Origin of the sequence: Nocardia sp. CNY236, assembly GCF_000482385.1 — a bacterium.
Lineage (GTDB): Bacteria > Actinomycetota > Actinomycetes > Mycobacteriales > Mycobacteriaceae > Nocardia.
Genome location: NZ_AXVD01000039.1, coordinates 24,558 through 45,731, shown reverse-complemented (window position 1 = coordinate 45,731; position 21,174 = coordinate 24,558). Strand labels below are relative to the sequence as shown.

17 protein-coding genes are annotated in these 21,174 nt (G+C 64.3%); 10 read left to right on the top strand and 7 right to left on the bottom strand.

Translation table 11 applies throughout. The annotated features are described in order from the left end of the window. The first annotated feature begins 11 nt into the window (after positions 1–11). From K940_RS0118665 to hpf, 9 genes are all read left to right on the top strand, one after another. Positions 12–632 (top strand): TetR/AcrR family transcriptional regulator, encoded by a 621-nt coding sequence (locus tag K940_RS0118665; protein ID WP_028478776.1) that lies wholly within the window; start codon positions 12–14, stop codon positions 630–632. Positions 633–880: 248 nt separating this feature from the next. Then, positions 881–1,963, top strand: a complete 1,083-nt coding sequence (locus K940_RS0118660; protein ID WP_081706476.1) for an alkane 1-monooxygenase — start codon at positions 881–883, stop codon at positions 1,961–1,963. Between the two features lie 60 nt (positions 1,964–2,023). Then, positions 2,024–3,508: an adenosylhomocysteinase gene (gene ahcY, locus K940_RS0118655; RefSeq protein WP_028478774.1), complete on the top strand. Its 1,485-nt coding sequence runs from the start codon at positions 2,024–2,026 to the stop codon at positions 3,506–3,508. 144 nt (positions 3,509–3,652) lie between these two features. Continuing rightward, entirely contained in the window at positions 3,653–4,300 is a 648-nt protein-coding gene (locus K940_RS0118650; RefSeq protein ID WP_028478773.1) for a dTMP kinase, read from the top strand. A gap of 79 nt (positions 4,301–4,379) precedes the next feature. Then, positions 4,380–5,057, top strand: coding sequence for an MtrAB system response regulator MtrA (gene mtrA / locus K940_RS0118645; protein ID WP_028478772.1), 678 nt, complete (start codon positions 4,380–4,382; stop codon positions 5,055–5,057). A gap of 84 nt (positions 5,058–5,141) precedes the next feature. Further along, entirely contained in the window at positions 5,142–6,995 is a 1,854-nt protein-coding gene (gene mtrB, locus K940_RS29135) for an MtrAB system histidine kinase MtrB (protein WP_196812268.1), read from the top strand. Positions 6,996–6,997: 2 nt separating this feature from the next. Further along, positions 6,998–8,812, top strand: a complete 1,815-nt coding sequence (gene lpqB, locus K940_RS0118635; protein ID WP_051407345.1) for an MtrAB system accessory lipoprotein LpqB — start codon at positions 6,998–7,000, stop codon at positions 8,810–8,812. 151 nt (positions 8,813–8,963) lie between these two features. Continuing rightward, the gene (locus tag K940_RS0118630; RefSeq protein WP_028478770.1) at positions 8,964–9,608 is read left to right on the top strand and encodes a ComF family protein; all 645 of its coding nucleotides are present in this window, start codon (positions 8,964–8,966) and stop codon (positions 9,606–9,608) included. 230 nt (positions 9,609–9,838) lie between these two features. Then, a complete protein-coding gene (gene hpf, locus K940_RS0118625) occupies positions 9,839–10,522 on the top strand; it encodes a ribosome hibernation-promoting factor, HPF/YfiA family (protein ID WP_369797525.1) in 684 nt (227 codons plus the stop codon). 92 nt (positions 10,523–10,614) lie between these two features. On the opposite strand, the gene K940_RS32460 is transcribed toward hpf, so the two are convergent. From K940_RS32460 to K940_RS0118590, 7 genes are all read right to left on the bottom strand, one after another. Then, positions 10,615–10,788 (bottom strand): hypothetical protein, encoded by a 174-nt coding sequence (locus tag K940_RS32460; RefSeq protein ID WP_155980960.1) that lies wholly within the window; start codon positions 10,786–10,788, stop codon positions 10,615–10,617. A 168-nt stretch (positions 10,789–10,956) separates the two neighbouring features. Continuing rightward, positions 10,957–11,592, bottom strand: coding sequence for a 5,6-dimethylbenzimidazole synthase (bluB, locus tag K940_RS0118615; protein ID WP_028478767.1), 636 nt, complete (start codon positions 11,590–11,592; stop codon positions 10,957–10,959). Between the two features lie 82 nt (positions 11,593–11,674). After that, a complete protein-coding gene (locus tag K940_RS0118610) occupies positions 11,675–12,931 on the bottom strand; it encodes a fatty acid desaturase (protein WP_028478766.1) in 1,257 nt (418 codons plus the stop codon). An 80-nt stretch (positions 12,932–13,011) separates the two neighbouring features. Next, positions 13,012–14,484 (bottom strand): fatty acid desaturase, encoded by a 1,473-nt coding sequence (locus K940_RS0118605; protein ID WP_028478765.1) that lies wholly within the window; start codon positions 14,482–14,484, stop codon positions 13,012–13,014. A gap of 43 nt (positions 14,485–14,527) precedes the next feature. After that, entirely contained in the window at positions 14,528–15,685 is a 1,158-nt protein-coding gene (locus tag K940_RS0118600) for a ferredoxin reductase (protein ID WP_051407344.1), read from the bottom strand. A 131-nt stretch (positions 15,686–15,816) separates the two neighbouring features. Further along, positions 15,817–16,338 carry a hypothetical protein gene (locus K940_RS0118595; protein WP_036529227.1) on the bottom strand — a complete coding sequence of 174 codons (522 nt, stop codon included), beginning with the start codon at positions 16,336–16,338 and terminating at the stop codon, positions 15,817–15,819. A 40-nt stretch (positions 16,339–16,378) separates the two neighbouring features. Then, positions 16,379–17,797: a wax ester/triacylglycerol synthase family O-acyltransferase gene (locus K940_RS0118590; protein ID WP_028478762.1), complete on the bottom strand. Its 1,419-nt coding sequence runs from the start codon at positions 17,795–17,797 to the stop codon at positions 16,379–16,381. 393 nt (positions 17,798–18,190) lie between these two features. Here K940_RS0118590 and secA point away from each other — a divergent pair, with 393 nt between their 5' ends. After that, entirely contained in the window at positions 18,191–21,064 is a 2,874-nt protein-coding gene (gene secA / locus K940_RS0118585) for a preprotein translocase subunit SecA (protein WP_028478761.1), read from the top strand. Positions 21,065–21,174 lie beyond the last annotated feature (110 nt).

Below are 21,174 nucleotides of genomic sequence, written 5' to 3'. Positions count from 1 at the left end.
GTGTCGCGGGTATGCCGCGTACCGGAAGCAGTGTTCCTTATCAGGAGGCCGCACGGGAGTTGCTGCGGACGTCGGTTCTGGATGCGATGCGTGAGCTGCTCACCGAGCGTGATTGGTCCAAGATCACGCTCGGTGACGTCGCGGGCCGGGCGGGGGTGAGTCGGCAGACGTTGTACAACGAGTTCGGTTCACGTAACGGTCTCGCGCAGGCTTACGCTCTGCGCTTGGCCGATGATCTGGTTGCTCATGTCGATGCCGCGGTCACCGGCAATGTGGGTGACGTGCGTGCCGCCTTTCGAGATGGAATAGCCAACTTCTTCCTCGATGCTGCGTCGGATCCGCTGGTGCAGTCGCTGGTCGCGGGGGAGGCGAAGTTGGATCTGTTGCGGCTGATCACACTCGATGCCGGACCGTTGCTCGAGCGGGCGACCGAGAGGTTGTCGGGGGCTTTTCAGCGCAGCTGGGTGGCCCCGACGGCCGCCGAGGCGGACGTGATCGCCCACGCGCTGGTGCGGATCGCGCTCAGCTACATTCCCACTCCGCCCACTGCCGAGCGTGATGCACCCGCGGAGTTGAGTGCGTTGTTGAGTCCCTACGTCGAAGCGATCCTCGCGGCACGGGTGCAACGCTGAGTCCACAGCACCCACACACCACGCCATATAACTCCTGGTAGGCGCCCTCGCGAACGCCGGAGGAGCCTTTGTGATTGTCCGCACATTCGAAGTATCGATTTGAGTACAACCGACGCGAAGTCTGCAATCATGCTCAGGCATCGAAGTTCGGGTCCGTATTGAGCGGGGCAAATGTGCGAATAGTCGGCAAATGGTCGGATAAACCAGATCCCAAACGCTATCTGTGGCTTCTGGGCTTACTTGCCCCCATGACCGCGTTACTGCCGTCGCAACTGGTGTACCAGACAGGCGCCGAGGTGTTCTGGTGGATCGGCCCGATCGTCATCCTCGTCGTGATTCCCCTGCTCGACCTGTCGATCGGGCTGGATGGCAGCAACCCCAAAGACGAGTACTACGACATATTGTCGAACGACCGGTACTACCGGTGGTGTACCTATCTTGTGATCCCGATACAGCTGCTCGGGCTGGCGATCGCGAGCGCCATGTGGGCCGGTGACGAGCTGCGAGTGGCCGACAAGCTCGGCCTGGCCGTCACCCTCGGATTCGTCAGCGGTATCGGAATCAACGCCGCCCACGAACTCGGACATCGAGCCGAGCATCTGGAGCGCTGGCTGGCCAAGGTCTCCCTCGCGCCCTCCGGCTACGGGCATTTCTTCATCGAGCACAACCGCGGGCATCACGTGCGCGTGGCGACCCCGGAAGATCCGGCCAGCGCTCGGCTCGGGGAGTCGCTGTGGGAGTTTCTGCCGCGCAGTATATCCGGAAGCTTCTACTCGGCCATTGTGTTGGAGCGCACCCGTCTGGCGCGCAAGGGAGAGCGATGGTGGAGCGTCGGCAACCACATCCTGCAGGCATGGGCGATGACGGTCGTGTTGTTCGGCGCTTTGGTCGTGGCATTCGGCGTCCAGGTGTTGCCCTGGCTGGTGATCCAGGCGCTATTCGGTTTCTGCCTGCTCGAGACGGTGAACTACGTCGAACACTACGGTCTGTTGCGGGCCCGTCGGTCGAACGGCATGTACGCGCGTTGCTCGCCGCGCGACAGTTGGAACAGCGACCACCTGGTCACCAATATCTTCCTCTTCCACCTTCAGCGCCACAGCGACCACCACGCAAACCCCGGTCGTCGCTATCAGACGCTGCGTACTTTCGATCAAGCGCCGCAACTACCCGCCGGATACGCCGCCATGATCGTGCTCGCGCTCGTCCCGCCGGTGTGGCGGCGTGTCATGGATCCGCGGGTGCTCGCCCACTACGGCGGCAACGTCGAACTGGCCAACATCCTGCCGCGCAAGCGCAACCGGATCCTGACGGCTCACGGGGCAACTGGATAGCCCGAATTCGGTCGTCAGGGACTAGCCTGGCGGTGGTACATGCCGAACCAGGAGAGGCTGATGACCACTTCGGAACTTCCCGCACGCACGTCCATGACCGTCGATGTCCGCAATGGCATCGAATACAAAGTAGCGGATCTGTCGCTGGCCGATTTCGGTCGAAAAGAGATCCGGCTCGCCGAGCGCGAAATGCCCGGTCTGATGGCGCTGCGGCGCGAGTATGCCGACGTGCGACCGCTGCAGGGTGCGCGTATCTCCGGCTCCTTGCACATGACCGTGCAGACGGCGGTATTGATCGAGACACTCACCGCACTGGGTGCGCAGGTGCGGTGGGCCTCGTGCAATATCTTCTCCACGCAAGACCACGCGGCGGCCGCGGTGGTCATCGGCCCGCATGGCACCGCGGAGGCGCCCACCGGTGTGTCGGTGTTCGCCTGGAAGGGCGAGACGCTGGAGGAGTATTGGTGGGCCGCCGAACAGATGCTCACCTGGCCCGACGAGCCGGCCAACATGATCCTCGACGATGGTGGCGATGCCACGATGCTGGTGTTGCGTGGGGCGCAGTTCGAGAAGGCGGGCGTGGTTCCGCCCGACGACGAGGATCAGTCGGCCGAGTACCGGGTGTTCCTGAACCTGTTGCGTGAGCGATTCGCGTCCGACCGAAACACGTGGACCACGATTGCCCGAGCGGTGCGCGGCGTGACCGAGGAGACCACCACCGGTGTGTTGCGGCTCTACCAGTTCGCGGCGGCTGGCGAGCTGGTCTTCCCGGCGATCAATGTCAACGACTCGGTCACCAAGAGCAAGTTCGACAACAAATACGGCACGCGCCATTCGCTGATCGATGGCATCAATCGCGGCACCGATGTACTCATCGGCGGAAAGAGAGTACTGATCTGCGGGTACGGCGACGTCGGCAAGGGCTGTGTGGAATCGCTTGCCGGACAGGGCGCCCGGGTTCAGGTCACGGAGATCGATCCGATCAATGCGCTGCAGGCGCTGATGGATGGCCACGACGTGGTGACCGTGGAACAGGCGATCGGCGACGCCGATATCGTCATCACGGCGACCGGGAACAAGGACATCATCACTCTCGATCACATGAAGGCGATGAAGGACCAGGCGATCCTGGGCAACATCGGCCACTTCGACAACGAGATCGATATCGCGGGGCTGGAGCGTTCCGGCGCAACCAGATCGACCATCAAGCCGCAGGTGGACCTGTGGACGTTCCCGGAAACCGGCCGCTCGATCCTCGTATTGTCCGAGGGGCGGTTGCTCAATCTCGGTAACGCGACCGGGCATCCGTCCTTCGTCATGTCGAACAGTTTCTCCAACCAGGTCATCGCCCAGATCGAGCTGTGGACCAAGCCGGAGGAGTACGACAACGAGGTCTACCGGTTGCCGAAGCATCTGGACGAGAAGGTGGCCCGCATACACGTCGAGGCACTCGGTGGCGAATTGACCAAGCTCACCAAAGACCAGGCCGAGTACATCGGCGTGGATGTCGATGGGCCGTTCAAGCCGCCGCACTACCGCTACTGAGCGCGATGGCGAGCGCGCGGCGGCCCGGGCGCCGAGTGGGACCGCAGCGGTCGATCGTGGTCCCACCCGCCGCGCGTGGGCCAAGGGTTCGCGCTCGTCGGCCGCTATGGGGCGAACTGGGTAGGCGGGGTAGCCTGCCTGGTTATGGGAGTGCTGATCGCCATCGAGGGCCTCGACGGCGCGGGCAAGCGGACGCTGATCGACCGGGTCGTCGCTCGGCTGCGCGGCCGTGGCATGCGGATCGTGACGATGGCCTTCCCGCGGTATGGAGTGTCGGTGCATGCCGATCTTGCCGCCGAGGCACTGCGCGGCGCGCACGGTGACCTCGTCGACTCGGTCAGCGGTATGGCGTTGCTCTTCGCGCTGGACCGCGCCGACGCCGGTGAGGAAGTCTCGAAGCTACTGGCCGACAACGATGTTGTGCTGCTGGATCGCTATGTCGCCTCCAGCGCCGCCTATTCCGCTGCTCGACTCGGACAGTCTGCCGAGGGTGAAATAGTGGATTGGGTCGGTGAATTGGAGTTCGGTCGGTTCGCGGTACCGCCGCCCGCAGTGCAGGTGCTGTTGGACGTACCCGTGGAGCTAGCGGCCGAGCGCGCTCGCCAGCGAGGCGAACTCGACTCCTCGCGCGCGCTCGATGCCTACGAGCGCGACCGCGGTCTGCAGTACCGGACTGCCTCGGTGTATCGTGAGCTGGCCGAACGCGGCTGGCGTAGCCCGTGGTGGATATACCGATCCGGTGACGATCCGGCCGCATTGGCTGCACGTATCACGGAAATCACCGGGCGATGAGGTCGGCCGCACGTCGGGTTCGGGACCAGTGTTGGCGTGGCGGCCCGATCCTGGCCTGGGAGATGACAACATAGTACTTATGAAGCCGAAGATTCTGGTCGTCGACGACGATATGGCACTCGCCGAGATGCTAACGATCGTCTTGCGCGGGGAAGGGTTCGACCCGCATGTGGTCGGCGACGGCACACAGGCCTTGGCGGCAGTGCGGGAGATCCGCCCTGATCTGGTATTGCTGGATCTGATGTTGCCCGGGATGAACGGCATCGACGTGTGCCGGGCGTTGCGGGCCGATTCAGGGGTACCGATCGTGATGCTCACCGCCAAGACCGACACGGTCGACGTGGTATTGGGTTTGGAATCCGGTGCCGACGACTACATCGTCAAGCCGTTCAAACCGAAGGAACTCGTTGCCCGTGTCCGGGCGCGATTGCGTCGCATCGACGAAGAGCCCGCCGAGATGCTCTCGATCGCGGATATCGTCATCGATGTACCCGCCCACAAGGTCAGCCGCGGTGGTATGCAGATCTCGCTGACGCCGTTGGAGTTCGATCTACTCGTCGCTCTGGCCCGCAAACCGCGCCAAGTGTTCACCCGAGAGGTTCTACTCGAACAGGTATGGGGTTATCGGCATGCCGCGGACACCAGATTGGTGAACGTCCATGTGCAGCGGTTGCGGGCGAAGGTGGAGAAAGATCCCGAGAACCCGGAGATCGTGCTGACCGTCCGCGGCGTGGGTTACAAGGCCGGACCGCCGTGATCCGGCCCGAGCCGAGGGCGTGGAGGCGATCGCTTGCCTGACCACCATGGGCCCGGCGCAGGTCGCGAGGCCGGCGCGGATGGCGTGGTCGTGCGACTGCGGCAAGCGCTGGCCTCGACGGTGGCATGGTTCCACGCGGTCGGCACAGCCCTCGGGCACCTGTGGCGTAGGTCGCTGCAGCTCCGCGTCATCGTATCCACTCTGACCTTGTCGTTGATCGTCATCACCATCCTCGGAGTCGTGCTGACCAGCCAGATCACCGACCGGCTGCTCGATGCGAAGGTCAACGCGGCGATCGAAGAAATGGACCGGGCCCGTAACACCGTCGAGAGCCAGCTCGCTGGCGTACCTGGGTTCGGTGCGCAACCACAGCGTCTGGTGGATGCGCGCGACGCATTGTCGAACCGCGATGCTACGGGTCAATCTGCCGGTGCCGCAGGGAGCTTCGATGCAGCGCTGAGTGCTGTCGGCGGCATGCCGATGCAGCGGATCTCCGCTGGCCCGATCGAGGAGGTACCGGACGAGCTGCGCCGGTTCGTCCAGCGCAATCAGGTCAGCTATCAGTTCGCGACGGTATCGGACTCGGATGGTTATCGCGGCCGCGCGCTGATCATCGGTAGTCCGAGCGATGAGATCCCGACACTCGAAATCTACCTGATCTTCCCGCTGGGCAACGAGGAGCGCAGCCTGGCGCTGATGCGTGGCACCATGCTGGTCGGTGGAGGGGTGCTGCTGGTGCTGCTGGCGGCGATCACGGCGTTGGTTACCCGACAGGTGGTCTTGCCGATCCGCTCCGCGGCGCGGATCGCCGGCAGATTCGCCGACGGACGGCTCAAGGAGCGCATGCTCGTACGCGGCGAGGACGATATGGCCCGCTTGGCTCAGGCGTTCAACGAAATGGCCGAGAGTTTATCCAACCAGATCACTCAGCTCGAGGAGTTCGGCAATCTGCAGCGCCGATTCACTTCCGACGTCAGTCACGAGTTGCGCACTCCGCTCACGACGGTGCGGATGGCCGCGGACCTGATCCACAGCAGCAGCGACGACCTCGAGCCCGCATTGGCCCGCAGCGCCGAGTTGTTGGTCAACGAACTGGACCGGTTCGAATGCCTGCTCAACGATCTATTGGAGATCAGTCGCCACGACGCCGGCGTCGCCGAACTCCAGGTCGAATCTCTCGATGTACGGATGTGTGCGCGGGCTGCGATTTCCACGGTGCGACATTTGGCCAAGGACGCCGGCGTCGAGGTGATCACGGATCTACCGGAAGAGCCGTTGGTCGCCGAGGTGGACCCGAGGCGCATGGAACGTGTGCTGCGCAATCTACTGGCCAACGCAATCGACCACGGCGAGGGCAAGCCGGTGCTGCTTCGGATGCGCGCCGACGTCTCGGCCAATGCGGTCGCCGTTGTGGTGCGCGATCAGGGGGTCGGCCTGCGGGCCGGCGAGGAGAAGTTGGTGTTCAACCGGTTCTGGCGTTCGGATCCTTCCAGGATGCGTCGTTCCGGTGGCACCGGGCTCGGGCTGTCGATCAGCGCGGAGGATACGAATCTCCACGAAGGCAAGCTGGAGGCATGTGGCGAGCTCGGGCAGGGAGCGAGCTTCCGACTGACCTTGCCCATGGTGCGTGGCAAGAAAATGGGACCGAGTCCACTGTCGCTCGAGCCCACGCGCACGCCGAAGCCGGCGGGTGAGTCGGAGTCGTCCGCCGATCTCGACTCGGTCGGCGCGCAGTTGCCGGAGCCGAGTGCGCGGCACGAGCGGAAGTTCGAGCAACAGCTGAGTTCGTCGCGCGCTGCGTCGAACGGTACCGTCGAACATGGTGTCGAGGCCGCACCCGGTGATGCGACGGTTACGGGGCCGAGCGGATCGCCGGCCACCGGCGTGCAACCTGCCGGTGGGGGTGAGGGGCGCAATTCCGGGGACGTACAGTCTTGAGAATGTGCATCGGATCTGCGTGGATGCCGCGGCTGGTCGTATTGGCCGCCGCGGTGGTCGCGGTGTTGCTGCCCTTGACCGGGTGTGCCAGTCTGCCCGAGTCCTCGCCGCCGGAGGCGCTGGGCACCATCGACCGTGAGCCTACTCCGGAAGGCCCGCCGCCGCCGAAACCCAATCGCGATCCCGATCTGCTGGTGCGTGACTTCCTGGATGCCACCGCGGACCCGGCCGGTGGACATGTGGCCGCGCGCCAATACATGACGCCCGCGGCCGCCGCCGAGTGGGACGACGAGGCGGGCATCGTGATCGTCGAAAAACCGGACACGCTGCGCGAGTCCCGCTCCGGCGACAACGCCACCTATCGAATTCGTGCCCGCAAGGTCGGCGAACTCGCCCCGGACGGTGGATACCGCCCCAGCGACGATATCGTCATCATCGAGCACAAGATCGAACTGGCTCGGGTCGACGGTGAGTGGCGCATCGACGAACTGCCCGATGGCGTCGTCACGGACTCGGTCGCGTTCTTCAACTCCTACCGGCGCTACGCGCTGTATTTCCTCGATCCGAACGGGGATACCCTCGTTCCGGACCTGCGGTGGATGTCGGTACCCAAAGGTGAATTGACGCATCGGTTGCTCAGCGGGTTGATCGAGGGGCCGCAGAATGCGCTGGCCACCGTGCTGCGCAACCAGTTGGCGTCGGTCTCGCTGCGCGGTGCGGTCACCAAAGCCAATGGTGACTCGACCGATGTGGGCGTCGGTCTGGGTGGTGTCAGGATAGACCTCGCCGGCGCCTCGGCGTTGCATCCGCGTGATCGTGAACTCCTGGCCGCCCAAATCGTCTTCACACTGTCGGCGGCCGACGTGCTCGGGCCCTACCTGGTACTCGCAGACGGTGAGCCGATGGACGAGCGGTTTGCGGTGAACGGGTGGACCGCCGAAGCGCTGCAGCGGTTCAATCCGACCACCTTGGTGAACGAGCAGACCGGACTGCACGCGCTGCGCGGAGGTGGGTTGGTTCAGGTCACCGGTAATGGGGGCAGCACGCCGACCTTGGGATACTTCGGTGGCGTCAACAATCTGCAGTCGGCGGCATTGTCTCCGGATGGTCAACTGGTCGCTGGAGTGGCCGCGACGGGGCGCAGCGCGCCGGAACCGTCGCATGCATTGATGGTCGGTACCTACGGTGGTAGCGCTTTCCCGGTGGCCGAGGGCTTCGCCATTACTCGCCCATCGTGGACCCGTGATGGGCGTGCGGCGTGGGCCGTGATCGATGGCGCACGAGTGATTCGCGCGTTCAACAACCCAGCTACCGGTACGGTGTCGGTGCAAGAGGTGGACATCTCGGGGCTGGCACCGGCCTCGTCCGACACCGCGCCGCGCTTGCCGATCACCGAACTGCGGATTTCTCGTTCGGGGGTGCGGGCGGCGATGATTGCCGACGGCAAGGTGTACGTCGCGGTCGTGGTATCGAAGCCGGATGGCGCGATGGCGCTGACCTCGGCCTTCCCGGTCGTTGTCGGTCTCAGTACGGACGCGGTGGCGGTAGATTGGCTCGACGCCGACACGATCATCGTGGTACGCGACGGTGATGTCGACCCTGTGAGCACGGTGTCGGTGGATGGATCCGAGCCCACGGCGTTGACGGCGCGGAACCTGACGGCGCCGGTACGTACGGTCAGTGCCAGTCCGGAACGGCAATACGTCGCCGACTCACGTGCGGTGCTGGAACTGACCTCCGCACCGGACCATGGTCAGCCGTACTGGCGTGAGGTGCCGGGTCTCGGCGCGAATGCCGTTCCCGTCCTGCCCGGCTGAGACACTTCACTGCCGGCTGAGCTGTCTGGCCGAGCTGTTCGGCTGAGACCGACCAGCTGCCGGGAAGGTCCCGCTCCACGACACCTGATCGCGGGGCGATCGAATCTGCCGGGCCGCCGAATCTGTCGGCGTCGGGGTGCACACTCGGGCGATGAGAACCCTCCTCGACCTGGTCGTGCCGGTCGACTGTGCCGGCTGTGGGCGCCCGGATCTCAGGTGGTGCATCGACTGCCATGCGGCGCTGGCCGGACCGCCGGTGCGAGTGTGGCCGCGGGGCGCTCCAGGTATCTCGTGCTGGACACTGGGCTCATACGCGGGTCCCGCACGGCGCGCGGTGTTGGCAGCAAAGGAGAGGGGCCGGCGCGATTTGGCCGAGCCGTTGGGTGTGGCTCTGGCGGCCGGTCTTGCGGTGCTGCGGACGGCCGGACGGCCGTTGGTGTTGGTGCCGGCGCCGAGCCGCGCCGTGGCTGCGCGGCGTCGGGGCGGTGATCCGGTGCTGCGCTCAGCACGGGTTGCTGCACGGTGTCTGCCCGATTGCTGGGTGTTGCCTATATTGCGGATGGGGCATGGGGTGCGCGACTCGGTGGGCCTGACCCCGGCCGAACGCGCCCGCAATCTGCGGGGGCGGGTGGTCAGTGTTCCGGTCCGGTCCAGTGGGCGGGAGATCCTGCAAAGTGCCGAGATCATAGTGGTCGACGACGTCGTGACCACAGGTGCGACGGTCCACGAATCCGTGTGCGCCCTGGTCCGAGCGGGATTGCATGCGTGTGGCGTTCTGGTTACTTGTGCCGCTTGACTACGGGAAATTTGCGTGAACACTAGCGGCCGGACCATCTGCGTACTAGCGTCGCGTTCACACACCCACCGGGAGTTTGGAGGTGGCGCCTCGGACAATGTGCGCCGAGCGATTCATCGGTCGGCGTAGCTCAACCCCGCCGCACGTGAATCGGTCTGTGCGGCCAGATCCGGGAGGTATGCGTGACGCATTCTTCACGACCCTCAGTGAACGATTCCGCTACTTCGGTGGTGCGCGCCGGCACCCCGGAAGTATCGGAGCAACCCGCAGCGGAGCAACCACGAACGCCGCGTGCCGACGTCGTGGTGAAGGGCCGCAATGTGGAGGTGCCCGATCACTTCCGAATTTACGTCGCGGAGAAACTCTCCCGCGTGGAACGGTACGGCCCGTCGATCTTCCTCTTCGACGTGGAGTTGTTCCACGAGCGCAATCGTCGGCAGCGCAAAAACTGTCAACGCGTCGAAATCACCGCGCACGGAAAGGGTCCTGTCGTACGGGCCGAGGCGCGGGCGGACAGCTTCTACGCCGCATTCGAGTCGGTGACTGCGAAGTTGGAGAGTCGACTGCGTCGAACGAAGGACAGGCGCAGGGTGCACTACGGCGACAAGACGCCGGTATCGGTCGCGCAGGCCACCGCCGATCTGGTCGACGACTCGCTGTTCGAGCGCCCCACCGAGCCGGTCACCGCGCACGATCTTCCTGATGAGTCCCAGGAAGCCGACCTTGTCGTCGGTCCCGGGCACATCGTGCGCACGAAGGTGCATTCCGCGACCCCGATGTCGGTCGATGACGCGTTGTACCAGATGGAACTCGTCGGCCATGACTTCTTCTTGTTCCAGGACAAGGAGACCGAACGGCCGTCGGTGGTCTACCGCCGTCACGCGTTCGATTACGGGCTCATTCGTCTCGCCTGACGAGACCAACGGCCCCCGATGTCTCCGAGTACTCACTTGCTGGTGGGTACTCGGAGAGATGCGTGAGCGGCCGGTTCCGGCGGCGTGTGAAGTCAGGCGTCCCGTGCGGTGCCCCATCGTCGATGGTGCGCTTCGTCGGCGATGATTCGAAGACAGGTCTGGTGCTTGGTCTCGCCGGGTAGGCCTTCACGGCGTAGGCGCAGGATCGCCTCCGCTATGCCGATGCCCAGTTCGTTCGACAACCGAACAGCATCGACATCGGTCATTGTGCAAACCTCCTGCAAAACGAAGAAACCGCGGTCTGAGCGATTTTCGTCTTTGACGTACCCAGTTGGCACGCGGTTGAACCATAGACGATGGGCATGTGCGCCCAGTGCGGTGGGTCCACTGTATCCGCGCCCCGATCCGACTGGTGGGATGACGGCCACCACAAGTCAGCCGCGGTAGGTTTCGTGGTGAATCGCATCGGTCAACGGCCTTCCTGCGCGCCAGCCGAAGCGCTCGAGGTCGGGGACGCGCTGGAACTCGTGGACCGGACCGACGCAGAGCCAGGCAACTGTTCGGATACCTTCGGGCAGGTCGACCAGCTCGGCCAAGAACTCGGGGTCGTAGAACGACACCCAGCCGACGCCGATGCCTTCGGTCGTGGCGGCCAGCCACAGGTTCTGGATGGCGAGAACCGCGGAATAGATTCCAGTTTCGGGCATGGTCGCCCGACCCAATACCTGCGGCCCTCCACGGCTGTCGTCGTAGCAGACCACGATGCCGGTGCCGCTCTCGCGAATGCCTTCGATCTTGATCGGCCCGAATGTCGCGGTGCGTTCCGGCGGCAGCGCATCCCGAAATGCGATGCGCTGCCGTGCCACATGCTCGGCGAACCTGCGCAGCGTTGCCGGTTCACGCACGATCACGAAGTCCCATGGTTGCGAATTCCCGACGCTCGGCGCTCGGTGAGCCGCGTCGAGTATCCGCCACAACGTGCTGTCGTCCACGATCTCGCCGGTGAACTCGGCGCGCACGTCACGGCGCCGGCGGATCGCCTCATAGACGCTGAGAACTTCTGCATGCACCGCCTGAGTCAATCAGACCAGCGACCGCGCCGTGCACATCCCCCGGCGTGCTCGTCGTGGCCGCCGAACCGCGGGGTAGCGATCAACGGGTCCTGCCCGCACCACGCCGGCCGAACCATCGACGTCCTTGCGCGAGCGCGGTGCGCAAACCGCGACGCCTGCCCGTCGTGGGGTCGAAGGTGGCAGTGGTATGGCCGCCGAATTTGCGTTCCGACGCGGTCTCGGGTGCGTCGTCGGTGGTGGCATGCAGGAAATGATTCGGTAGCGACAGCTTGAGGATGGTCCGCCATGCCTTGAAGTACTGCACCGGAAGTGAGCCGGTGGTGTAGGGCAGGTCGTATTTGTCGGCCAGATCGCGCACCCGGACAGCGATTTCGGCATAGCGATTGCTCGGTAGGTCGGGGAACAGGTGGTGTTCGATCTGGTGGCTCAGGTTGCCGGTCATGAAGTGCATGACCGGGCCCCCGGAGATGTTGGCGCTGCCCAGCATCTGTCGGAGGTACCACTGGCTGTGCGTTTCGTGGTCGACATCGGATTTGGTGAACTTTTCCGCGCCGTCGGGAAAATGGCCACAGAAGATGACCGTATTGGCCCACACGTTGCGGATCGCGTTGGCCGCCAGGTTGGCGGTCAGCGTCGAGAAGAACGCCCGCCCGGTGAGCGCAGGGAAGATGGCGTAGTCCTTGAGGATCTGTTTGCCCATCTTGGCAGCCGCGTCTTTGCGCTTGCGCTCGAAGTCGGCACGCTCGGGCGTGCCCGGCTTGTATCTACCTGCTGCGAGTTTGCCCAGTTCCAGGTGCTGGATCGCCACGCCGTATTCGAACAGCAGTTGCAACGCCAGGTTGTAGAGCGGATTGCCCAAGTTGAACGGCTTCCAGCGCTGGTCGCGGGTCACCCGCAACAGGCCGAAGCCGATGTCGTCGTCCATGCCCAGCACATTGGTGTATTTGTGGTGCAGGTAGTTGTGGGTGTGTTTCCAGTGTTTGGCGGTGCCCGTATTGTCCCATTCCCACGAGCTGGAGTGGATTTCCGGATCGTTCATCCAGTCCCACTGTCCGTGCATGACGTTGTGCCCGATTTCCATGTTCTCGACGATCTTGGCCGTGCCGAGCAAGGCCACGCCGGCCAGCCAGGCGGCGCGTGCCGGGCTCGCGAACAGTACTGCTCGGCCGCTGATCTCGAGAAACCGCTGTAGCCGGATGACATTGCGGATGTATTTCGCATCGTGAGCGCCGCGCGAGGCCTCGATTTCTCTGCGTATCGCGTCGAATTCCGCGCCGAGCGTTTCCACGTCGGCCTCGGTGAGATGCGCGTATTCCTTGACATCCGAGATCGCCATGCCGGTTACCTTATCGTAAGTTACGAGACCGTAGGTTATGAAGTTCGCGCGAGGGATGTGGCAATTCCCCTATTGCCATCTCAGGCGCTGGCTGGTATTTTGCCCGTCCGTCGAGAAAAACGAAAAGTTTTGTCTCGCTGGGTTTTCCGGCGTAGTGCCGCTTTCTCCTGCCGGGCGATGTCCTGCAGTGTGCGCTTGGCCTCGCGCAGCATCCGACGCTCGTGCTCGGCCTTCTGCTTCAGTACTGCTTTTGCCTCGCGCAAAGCCACCTTTTCCTGACGCGCCTTCTCGTGCAGCACGGCTCTGGCCTCACGCAACGCCGACCGCAGACCGCGGCGCTTCCCGGTCTCCGGATCGATGCGCAACCAATGGGTCGCCTCCGCGCCGGGGCGAGTGACCGCGCCCAGTGACGGCAGTGTGATCCCCGCGAACTTGCGTTCGGAGGAGGTTTCGGGTGCGTTGTCGGCGGTCGCAGTGAGAAAGCGGTCCGGCAGCGCCAGCTTGTGGATGGTGCGAAAGGCGAGCAGATACTGCTTGCCCAAGGAGCCGGTGGTGTAGGGCAGATCGTATTTGTCGCACAGTGCGCGGACCTGCTGCGCGATCTCCGGGTACCGATTGCTCGGTAGATCGGGGAACAAGTGGTGTTCGATCTGATAGCACAGGTTACCGCTCATGAATGCCATGACCGGACCGGCGTCGAAATTGGCGCTGCCCAACATCTGGCGCAGGAACCACTCGCCCTGAGTTTCGTCCCGCAACTGCTCGATGGTGAACTTTTCCGCGCCGTCGGGGAAGTGGCCGCAGAAGATCACCGCGTATGCCCACAGATTGCGCACCAGATTCGCCGAAGCGTTCGCCTGCAGAGTCCGGGTGAACGCAGGGCCGGTGAGCGCGGGGTGGATCAGGTAGTCCTTGACCAGCTGGCGAAAGATCTTGCGGCCGCACTCCTTGTTCGGTTCCGAGAGCAGCTTCCAGCGCGGCGTATCCGACAACTGCTTGTCGATGCCCCAGTCATGCAGGGCGATGCCCCACTCGAAGGTGGCTGCCAGCAGCAGGTTGGCCAGCGGCTGGACCAAGTGGACAGGTCGCCACTGCTCGTCGCGGGTCATCCGCAAGATGCCGAAGCCGAGGTCTTCGTCCTTGCCCAGCACGTTGGTGTAGGTGTGGTGGGAGAAATTGTGCGCCCGGCGCCACTGCGACGAAGGACCGGTCATATCCCACTCCCAGGAGCTGGAGTGGATTTCCGGATCGTTCATCCAGTCCCATTGACCATGGCTGATGTTGTGCCCGAGCTCCATGTTCTCGATGATCTTGGCCACCGAGAGCATCGCGGTGCCGGCCAGCCACGCCCACCGGTTGCGACTGCCGAATAGCAGGGCACGAGCAGTCACTTCCAAGCCACGTTGGGCAGCGATGGCCCGTCGAATGTACTTCGCGTCTCGTTCGCCGCGGGACAGCTCCACCGACCGTCGAATGGAATCGAGCTCATTCCCCAGTGTTTCGATGTCGGCCGCCGTGAGGTGGGCGAATGCCTTGATATCGGTGATGGCCACCGGGGTCCTTCCTTCTCGATCCAGACCGAGGGTACCTGCCGGACTATACGTCCAAAGTGCAGTCGCCCGCGGCCGCCGAAATGCACGTTTGCACTTTGTCGCCCTGGTGGTGTTCGTCTCCGTTGCGGAGATCGCGTACATGGCCCGAACTCAGCGTGACCACGCAGGTTTGGCAGATGCCCATCCGGCAGCCGAAGGGCATCTGTACACCGACGGACTCACCGGCTTCCAACAAGCTGGTCGCGCCATCTGCTTCGGCGGTGCGGCCGGATGCGCCGAAGGTCACCCTGCCACCTTCACCGACTGCGGAGCGCTCGACCTCGAAGCGCTCGACACACAGTTGGTCGGACAGGCCGGCGCCGCGCCAGTGGTGTTCGATCTCGTCGAGCATCGCGGCGGGTCCGCAGGCCCAGGTGGATCGCTCGCGCCAGTCGGGTAGCTCGGCGTCGAGATCGCCCGGAACGAACTTGCCGTGGTCGGCGGTCAGGTGCAGGTGCGTGCGGAAACTCGGGTTGCGCTCGCGCAGCCTGCTCAATTCGGTGCCGAACATCACATCGTCGGCTGTTCGGGCCGAATGTATGTGCACCACATCGGTGAACTGGCCACGACGGTCCATTGCGCGAAGCATGGACATCACCGGGGTGATTCCACTGCCCGCGGTCAGGAACAGCACCTTCTCCGGTAGCGGATTCGGCAGGACGAATCCGCCTTGTGGGGCGGCGAGCCGAACGATGGTGCCCACCGGTACACCGTTGACCAGGTGGCTGGACAGAAAGCCTTCCGGCATCGCCTTCACCGCAATGGAGATCAACCGCTTGCCGCCGCGTCTGGGCGTGGTCCAGTCGGGCGGGCAGGTCAGCGAGTACGAGCGCCAATGCCAGCGGCCGTCGACCAACAGGCCGATGCCGATGTACTGTCCGGGGCGGAATCCGAAGTCGAATCCCCAGCCCGGTTGAATCACCAGAGTCGCGGAGTCGGCCGTTTCCGTACGTACGTCCACGATGCGTCCGCGCAACTCACGCGCCGACCACAGTGGGTTGGCCAGGTGGAGATAGTCGTCGGGTAGCAACGGTGTGGTCACCCATGCCGCGGCGCCCCGCAATGCCTTGAACCTGCCGCCCTGCTCCGCAGCGTTCCCACCGGGGCCTTCCAGCCACGTGCGAACGCCCCGTATCGACAATCCCCCAGTCTTCGAACCCATGGCTGCCGTCGGTCTCCCTGTTGTCGGATGCGCGCAGGCAGTGTCCGCGGTGATCGGATACTGCCCTGGCTGCTAGGTTACGGCATCGTAGGTTGTGCCGGAGTGTCAGCCCGTGAACCGCGTGGCGCGGCTCAGAGCAGGTCGAGCAGGAAAGGTAGCTCTTGTGCCGCGTACCACGCCAATTGGTGGTCTTCGGCGTCGCCGAGCACGAACTCGGCATCGGTGTCGCCGAGGTCGGCTGCGTCGACCACCTCGATAGCCTTGGCAATCTGCGGTTCGGCGTCGACCAGGTCGACGTGCACCGACGCGATCTGTTGGTAGTCGATCGAACCGGCCAGCCGGACCACGGCATCATCGAGATCGGGCCGCAGTCGCGCCCTGGTGACATCGGCGGCGATCACGGCGCGGCGGTAGGTCGGCGCACGGTGGGCCGTGAGCGCGGTGTCCTCGTCGGCGGACTGCTGCGGTCCGCCCGCCACGTCGCGTTCGGCGGCGAGTAGTCGGAGCGAGGCGCGTGCGGCCTCCGCCATGGCCACTTCACCGAGTTCGTCGTCGTTGCCGGAGGCATAGGCTTCCCGCAGCGTCGGCGTCACTGCGAACGCGGTCCCGCCGACAGCGGCCAGTTCCCCGGTGGCGACCAGGTCGCGCAGCATCGGCACCGTCGCTGGAATATAGACGCGCAAACTGTTCCGGTCAGACGCAGGCACCGAGCATCTCCTCCATCGAATCGCGCACCGCCGCGGCCAGCACACCGATATCGGCCATCGCGTCGCGGTCGGCGTTGAGACCGTAGAACACGTGTCCGTCGTAGGACGTGATCCCGACACTCGACGCCTGATTGCGCAGCAGCGGCGACACCGGGTACATCTCCAGCATCCGCGCGCCACCGATATACATCGGTGCCTGCGGACCCGGCGCATTGGTGATCACCAAGTTGAACGTGTGTTCTGCGAAGGTACTCGCCGCGCGCACACTCATCGCGTGCAGGCTGGCCGGCGCGAATCCGGCCAGGTGGACCAGCGTGCGGGCGCGGACGCCGCGTCGATGGCGGCCGTTGAACTCGATGGCATGGGCGATGTGCGACAGTCGGATCACCGGATTCGGCTCGCCGACCGGTAAGTCGATCAGGAACGACGACACCTCGCTGGCCGTTTGTGCCTGATCTCCGTTCGTTCCCTCGACATAGACCGACATCGGTACCACTGTGCGCAGCGTGGTCGACTCGGTGAGCGCTTCACCGCGGGACAACAACCAGTTGCGCAATGCCCCGGTCACCACGGCCAGGATCGCGTCGTTGATCGAGCAGTCGAAGCGCCTGCGAATCGTGCGATAGTCCGCCAACTCGGTACGGACGACAGTGAAGCGGCGATTGCGCGAGGTTCGGGTATTCAATGGCGAGTGCGCGCCGGTCAATACGCCTTTGACCACCGAGGCCGCTGATTCCGCCGCCCTGCCCGCGGTCTCGAGCACGGCCACGGCTCCGGCTCCGGCGTCGCGGGCCACTTCGAGCGCCTTGCGCGGTTGCCGGGCTAGGTGGCCGAGTGCGCCGACGAGGAGTTCGATGTCGCCGGGTTCGCGCGGCGCGATCCAGGCGTCATCGGCCACATCGCGCGGCGCCGGCCCTGCGTCGAGGATCACATGACCGATTTCCAGCGCCGTGTCTCCATCCACCAGGGCCGAATGTGATTTGGTGAAGATCGCGCAGCGGCCGTCGGACAGCCGTTCGATCAGGTACATCTCCCACAGCGGACGCGCGGGATCCAGTGGGTGCGAGGCAAGCCGAGCGATCAGATCGTGCAACTGTTCATCGGTACCCGGGCCGGGCAGGGCCGAACGCCGGACGTGATAGGTGATGTCGAATCGGCTGTCCTCGACCCAGACCGGGCGCCCCAGCGACAGTGGGATTTCCCGTACCTTGCGTCGATATCGCGGCACCAGGGCCAGTCTGCTCTCCACCAGATCGACCAGACGGTCGTAGTCCAGGATCGCCGCGCCGCCGCCCTCGCCGGATTCGGTGTTCCGGACGATCGCGAGGGAGCCGATATGGATCGGATTGCTGCTCGACTCGAGCCGGTAGAACGCCGTGTCCTGCGGCGTCAGTCTCGTGATCACGCTGCCCGGAACTCCTTTTCCCGATGCTGTCCCCACATAGTGTGCTGCTGTGACACCTGGTACCGAGGTGGCGGCGGGATATTCGGTGGTTCGGCATGGTTCTCGCAGTATCGGGTGATCCCGTCGCACGCTGTTACCCGCTCGCGCTCGGTCCATCGATTCGATCACAGCCGGAACGGGGATGCACGGTCGACGCGTGGGTAGGTTCGATGTGTCGGCTCGTGGGCGTGTGCGTGTCGCTGGGACACGCACACGCATGGCCTCCGGGCCGCGGCGCATACGATGGGTGCCGCACTACCATGAGGTATGCAGCGGATTCCGCGTACCGTGGGGTCCGCCGGCCGGGGGCCGATGACACGAACTGACACACCGACCAGAGGACTGACGAGACTCGTGCCTGCGCTGACACTGTCGAGGTTGCTTCGGATTGGTGAGGGTCGCGTAGTCAAGCGGCTCTCACACTTCGCCGACCAGGTTCTCGCCCTGGAGCCGGAGTACGCCGACCTGAGCGACGCCGAGCTGCAGGCCAAGACCGACGAGTTCCGCGAACGCTATGCCGAGATGGTCGACGAGGGTGAGCGCGATCCACTGGGGCAGCTCATGGCCGAGGCATTCGCCGTCGCGCGGGAGGCGTCGTGGCGGGTGCTCAGCCAGAAACACTACAAGGTGCAGGTGATGGGGGGCGCCGCGCTGCACACCGGCAATATCGCCGAGATGAAGACCGGCGAGGGCAAGACGCTCACTTGCGTTCTGCCGGCCTATTTGAACGCACTCGGCGGCGACGGCGTGCATGTGGTGACGGTGAACGACTACTTGGCCAAACGCGATGCCGAATGGATGGGTCGCGTGCACCGTTTCCTCGGCCTCGACGTCGGTGTGATCTTGTCCGGGATGAGCCCGGCCGAACGGCGGGCGGCTTACGCCGCCGACATCACCTACGGGACGAACAACGAGTTCGGCTTCGACTATCTGCGCGACAACATGACCCATTCGCTCGACGATCTGGTGCAGCGCGGGCACAACTTCGCTGTCGTCGACGAGGTCGATTCCATCCTGATCGACGAGGCACGTACCCCGTTGATCATCTCCGGTCCGGCCGACGCCTCGTCGAAGTGGTATGCCGAGTTCGCCCGCATCGCTCCATTGTTGAAGAAGGACCTGCACTACGAGGTCGACATCAAAAAGCGCACGATCGGCGTACACGAGGCCGGTGTGGAGTTCATCGAAGACCAACTCGGCATCGACAATCTGTACGAGGCAGCCAACTCGCCTTTGGTGAGCTACTTGAACAACGCCATCAAAGCCAAGGAGTTGTATGTCCGTGACAAGGACTACATCGTCCGCGACGGTGACGTGATCATCGTCGACGAATTCACCGGCCGCATCCTGGTCGGGCGTCGGTACAACGAGGGCATGCACCAGGCGATCGAGGCCAAGGAAGGTGTGGAGATCCAGCCGGAGAACCAGACCCTGGCCACCATTACGCTGCAGAACTACTTCCGGCTCTACGACACGCTGTCCGGCATGACCGGCACCGCCGAGACCGAGGCCGCCGAGCTGCACCAGATCTACAACCTCGGCGTGGTTCCCATTCCCACCAACAAGCCGATGATTCGTGACGATCAATCCGATCTCATCTACAAGACCGAAGAAGCCAAGTTCTCCGCTGTCGTGGACGATGTGACCGAGCGACACGAGAAGGGGCAGCCGGTGCTGATCGGTACGACCAGCGTCGAGCGCTCGGAGTACCTGTCCAAGCAATTCACCAAGCGTGGGATTGCGCACAATGTGTTGAACGCGAAGTTCCACGAGAAGGAAGCCCAGATCATTGCCGAGGCCGGACGTCCCGCAGCGGTGACCGTCGCGACCAATATGGCTGGGCGCGGCACCGATATCGTGCTCGGTGGCAACCCCGACATCATTACCGACACGCTGTTGCGCAAGCAGGGTCTCGATCCGGTCGACACTCCGGAGGAATACGAACGAGCCTGGTTGCCGACACTCGATCAGGTCAAGGCCCAGACCGCAGAGGATGCCGATGCGGTGCGCGACGTGGGTGGGCTCTATGTGCTCGGTACCGAGCGGCACGAATCGCGTCGCATCGACAATCAGCTGCGCGGTCGCTCCGGGCGTCAGGGGGACCCGGGAGAATCCCGCTTCTATTTGTCGCTGGGCGACGAATTGATGCGGCGGTTCAATGGCGCTGCGCTGGAAGCGATCATGACCCGGTTGAATCTGCCCGATGACGTCCCGATCGAGGCGAAGATGGTGTCCAAGGCCATCAAGGGCGCCCAGACGCAGGTCGAGCAGCAGAATTTCGAGATCCGCAAGAACGTGCTCAAATACGACGAGGTGATGAACCAGCAACGCACCGTCATCTATGGCGAACGCAATCGGATCCTGCGCGGCGAGGACATGGAAGGCCAGGTCCAGGGCATGGTCACCGACGTCGTCACCGCCTACGTGGACGGCGCCACCGAAGAAGGCTATGTCGAGGATTGGGATCTGGACAAGCTGTGGGCGGCGCTGAAGACGTTGTATCCGGTGGGTGTGGACCACCAGAGTTTGGCCGGTGAGACCGAGGTGGGAGAAGCCGGCGAACTGGGTCGCGTCGAGCTGCTCGACGCGCTACTGGACGATGCGCACGATGCCTACGAGCGGCGCGAGTCCGAAATCGACGGCATCGCGGGCGAGGGCAGCATGCGCAATCTGGAGCGGCAGGTGCTGCTTTCGGTGCTCGACCGCAAGTGGCGCGAGCACCTCTACGAGATGGACTACCTCAAGGAGGGCATCGGGCTGCGTGCGATGGCGCAGCGTGACCCGTTGGTGGAGTACCAACGTGAGGGTTTCGACATGTTCGCCGCAATGCTCGACGGCCTGAAAGAGGAGTCGGTCGGATTCCTGTTCAACTTGCAGGTCGAGGTGCAACAGCCACAGCCGCAGCCGGCGGGTGTCGCAGTCGATGCGGGCTTGCGTTCCCCGGTCGGCGCCATGACCGCTCCTCCGACGCAAGCCCGTACCGATGAGGTCCCCGCGGCCAATGGCCATGCCGCGCCCGCGGCGTTGCGCGCCAAGGGCATCGACGACGCCACCCCGGGCGGATTCAGCTACTCGGGCCCCGACGAAGGAGGCCAGCCCGCAGTACGCAGCGACACCCAGGAGTACGGCGGCGACGGCGGTCCTCGACCGACCCGTCGCGAACGCCGCGAGGCGGCCCGGGCCGAAGCGAAGGGCAAGCGAGGCCCGAAGTCGCGGCGTCGGCATTGAGAGGTACGACAGCGGCAGTGCCGGCATCCATGTCGGAACCGATGTGTTGTCGGGTTGTCGGTGCGTCGACCCGGACTGTCAGGGCGGTGACATTTCCGATACCGTGATCG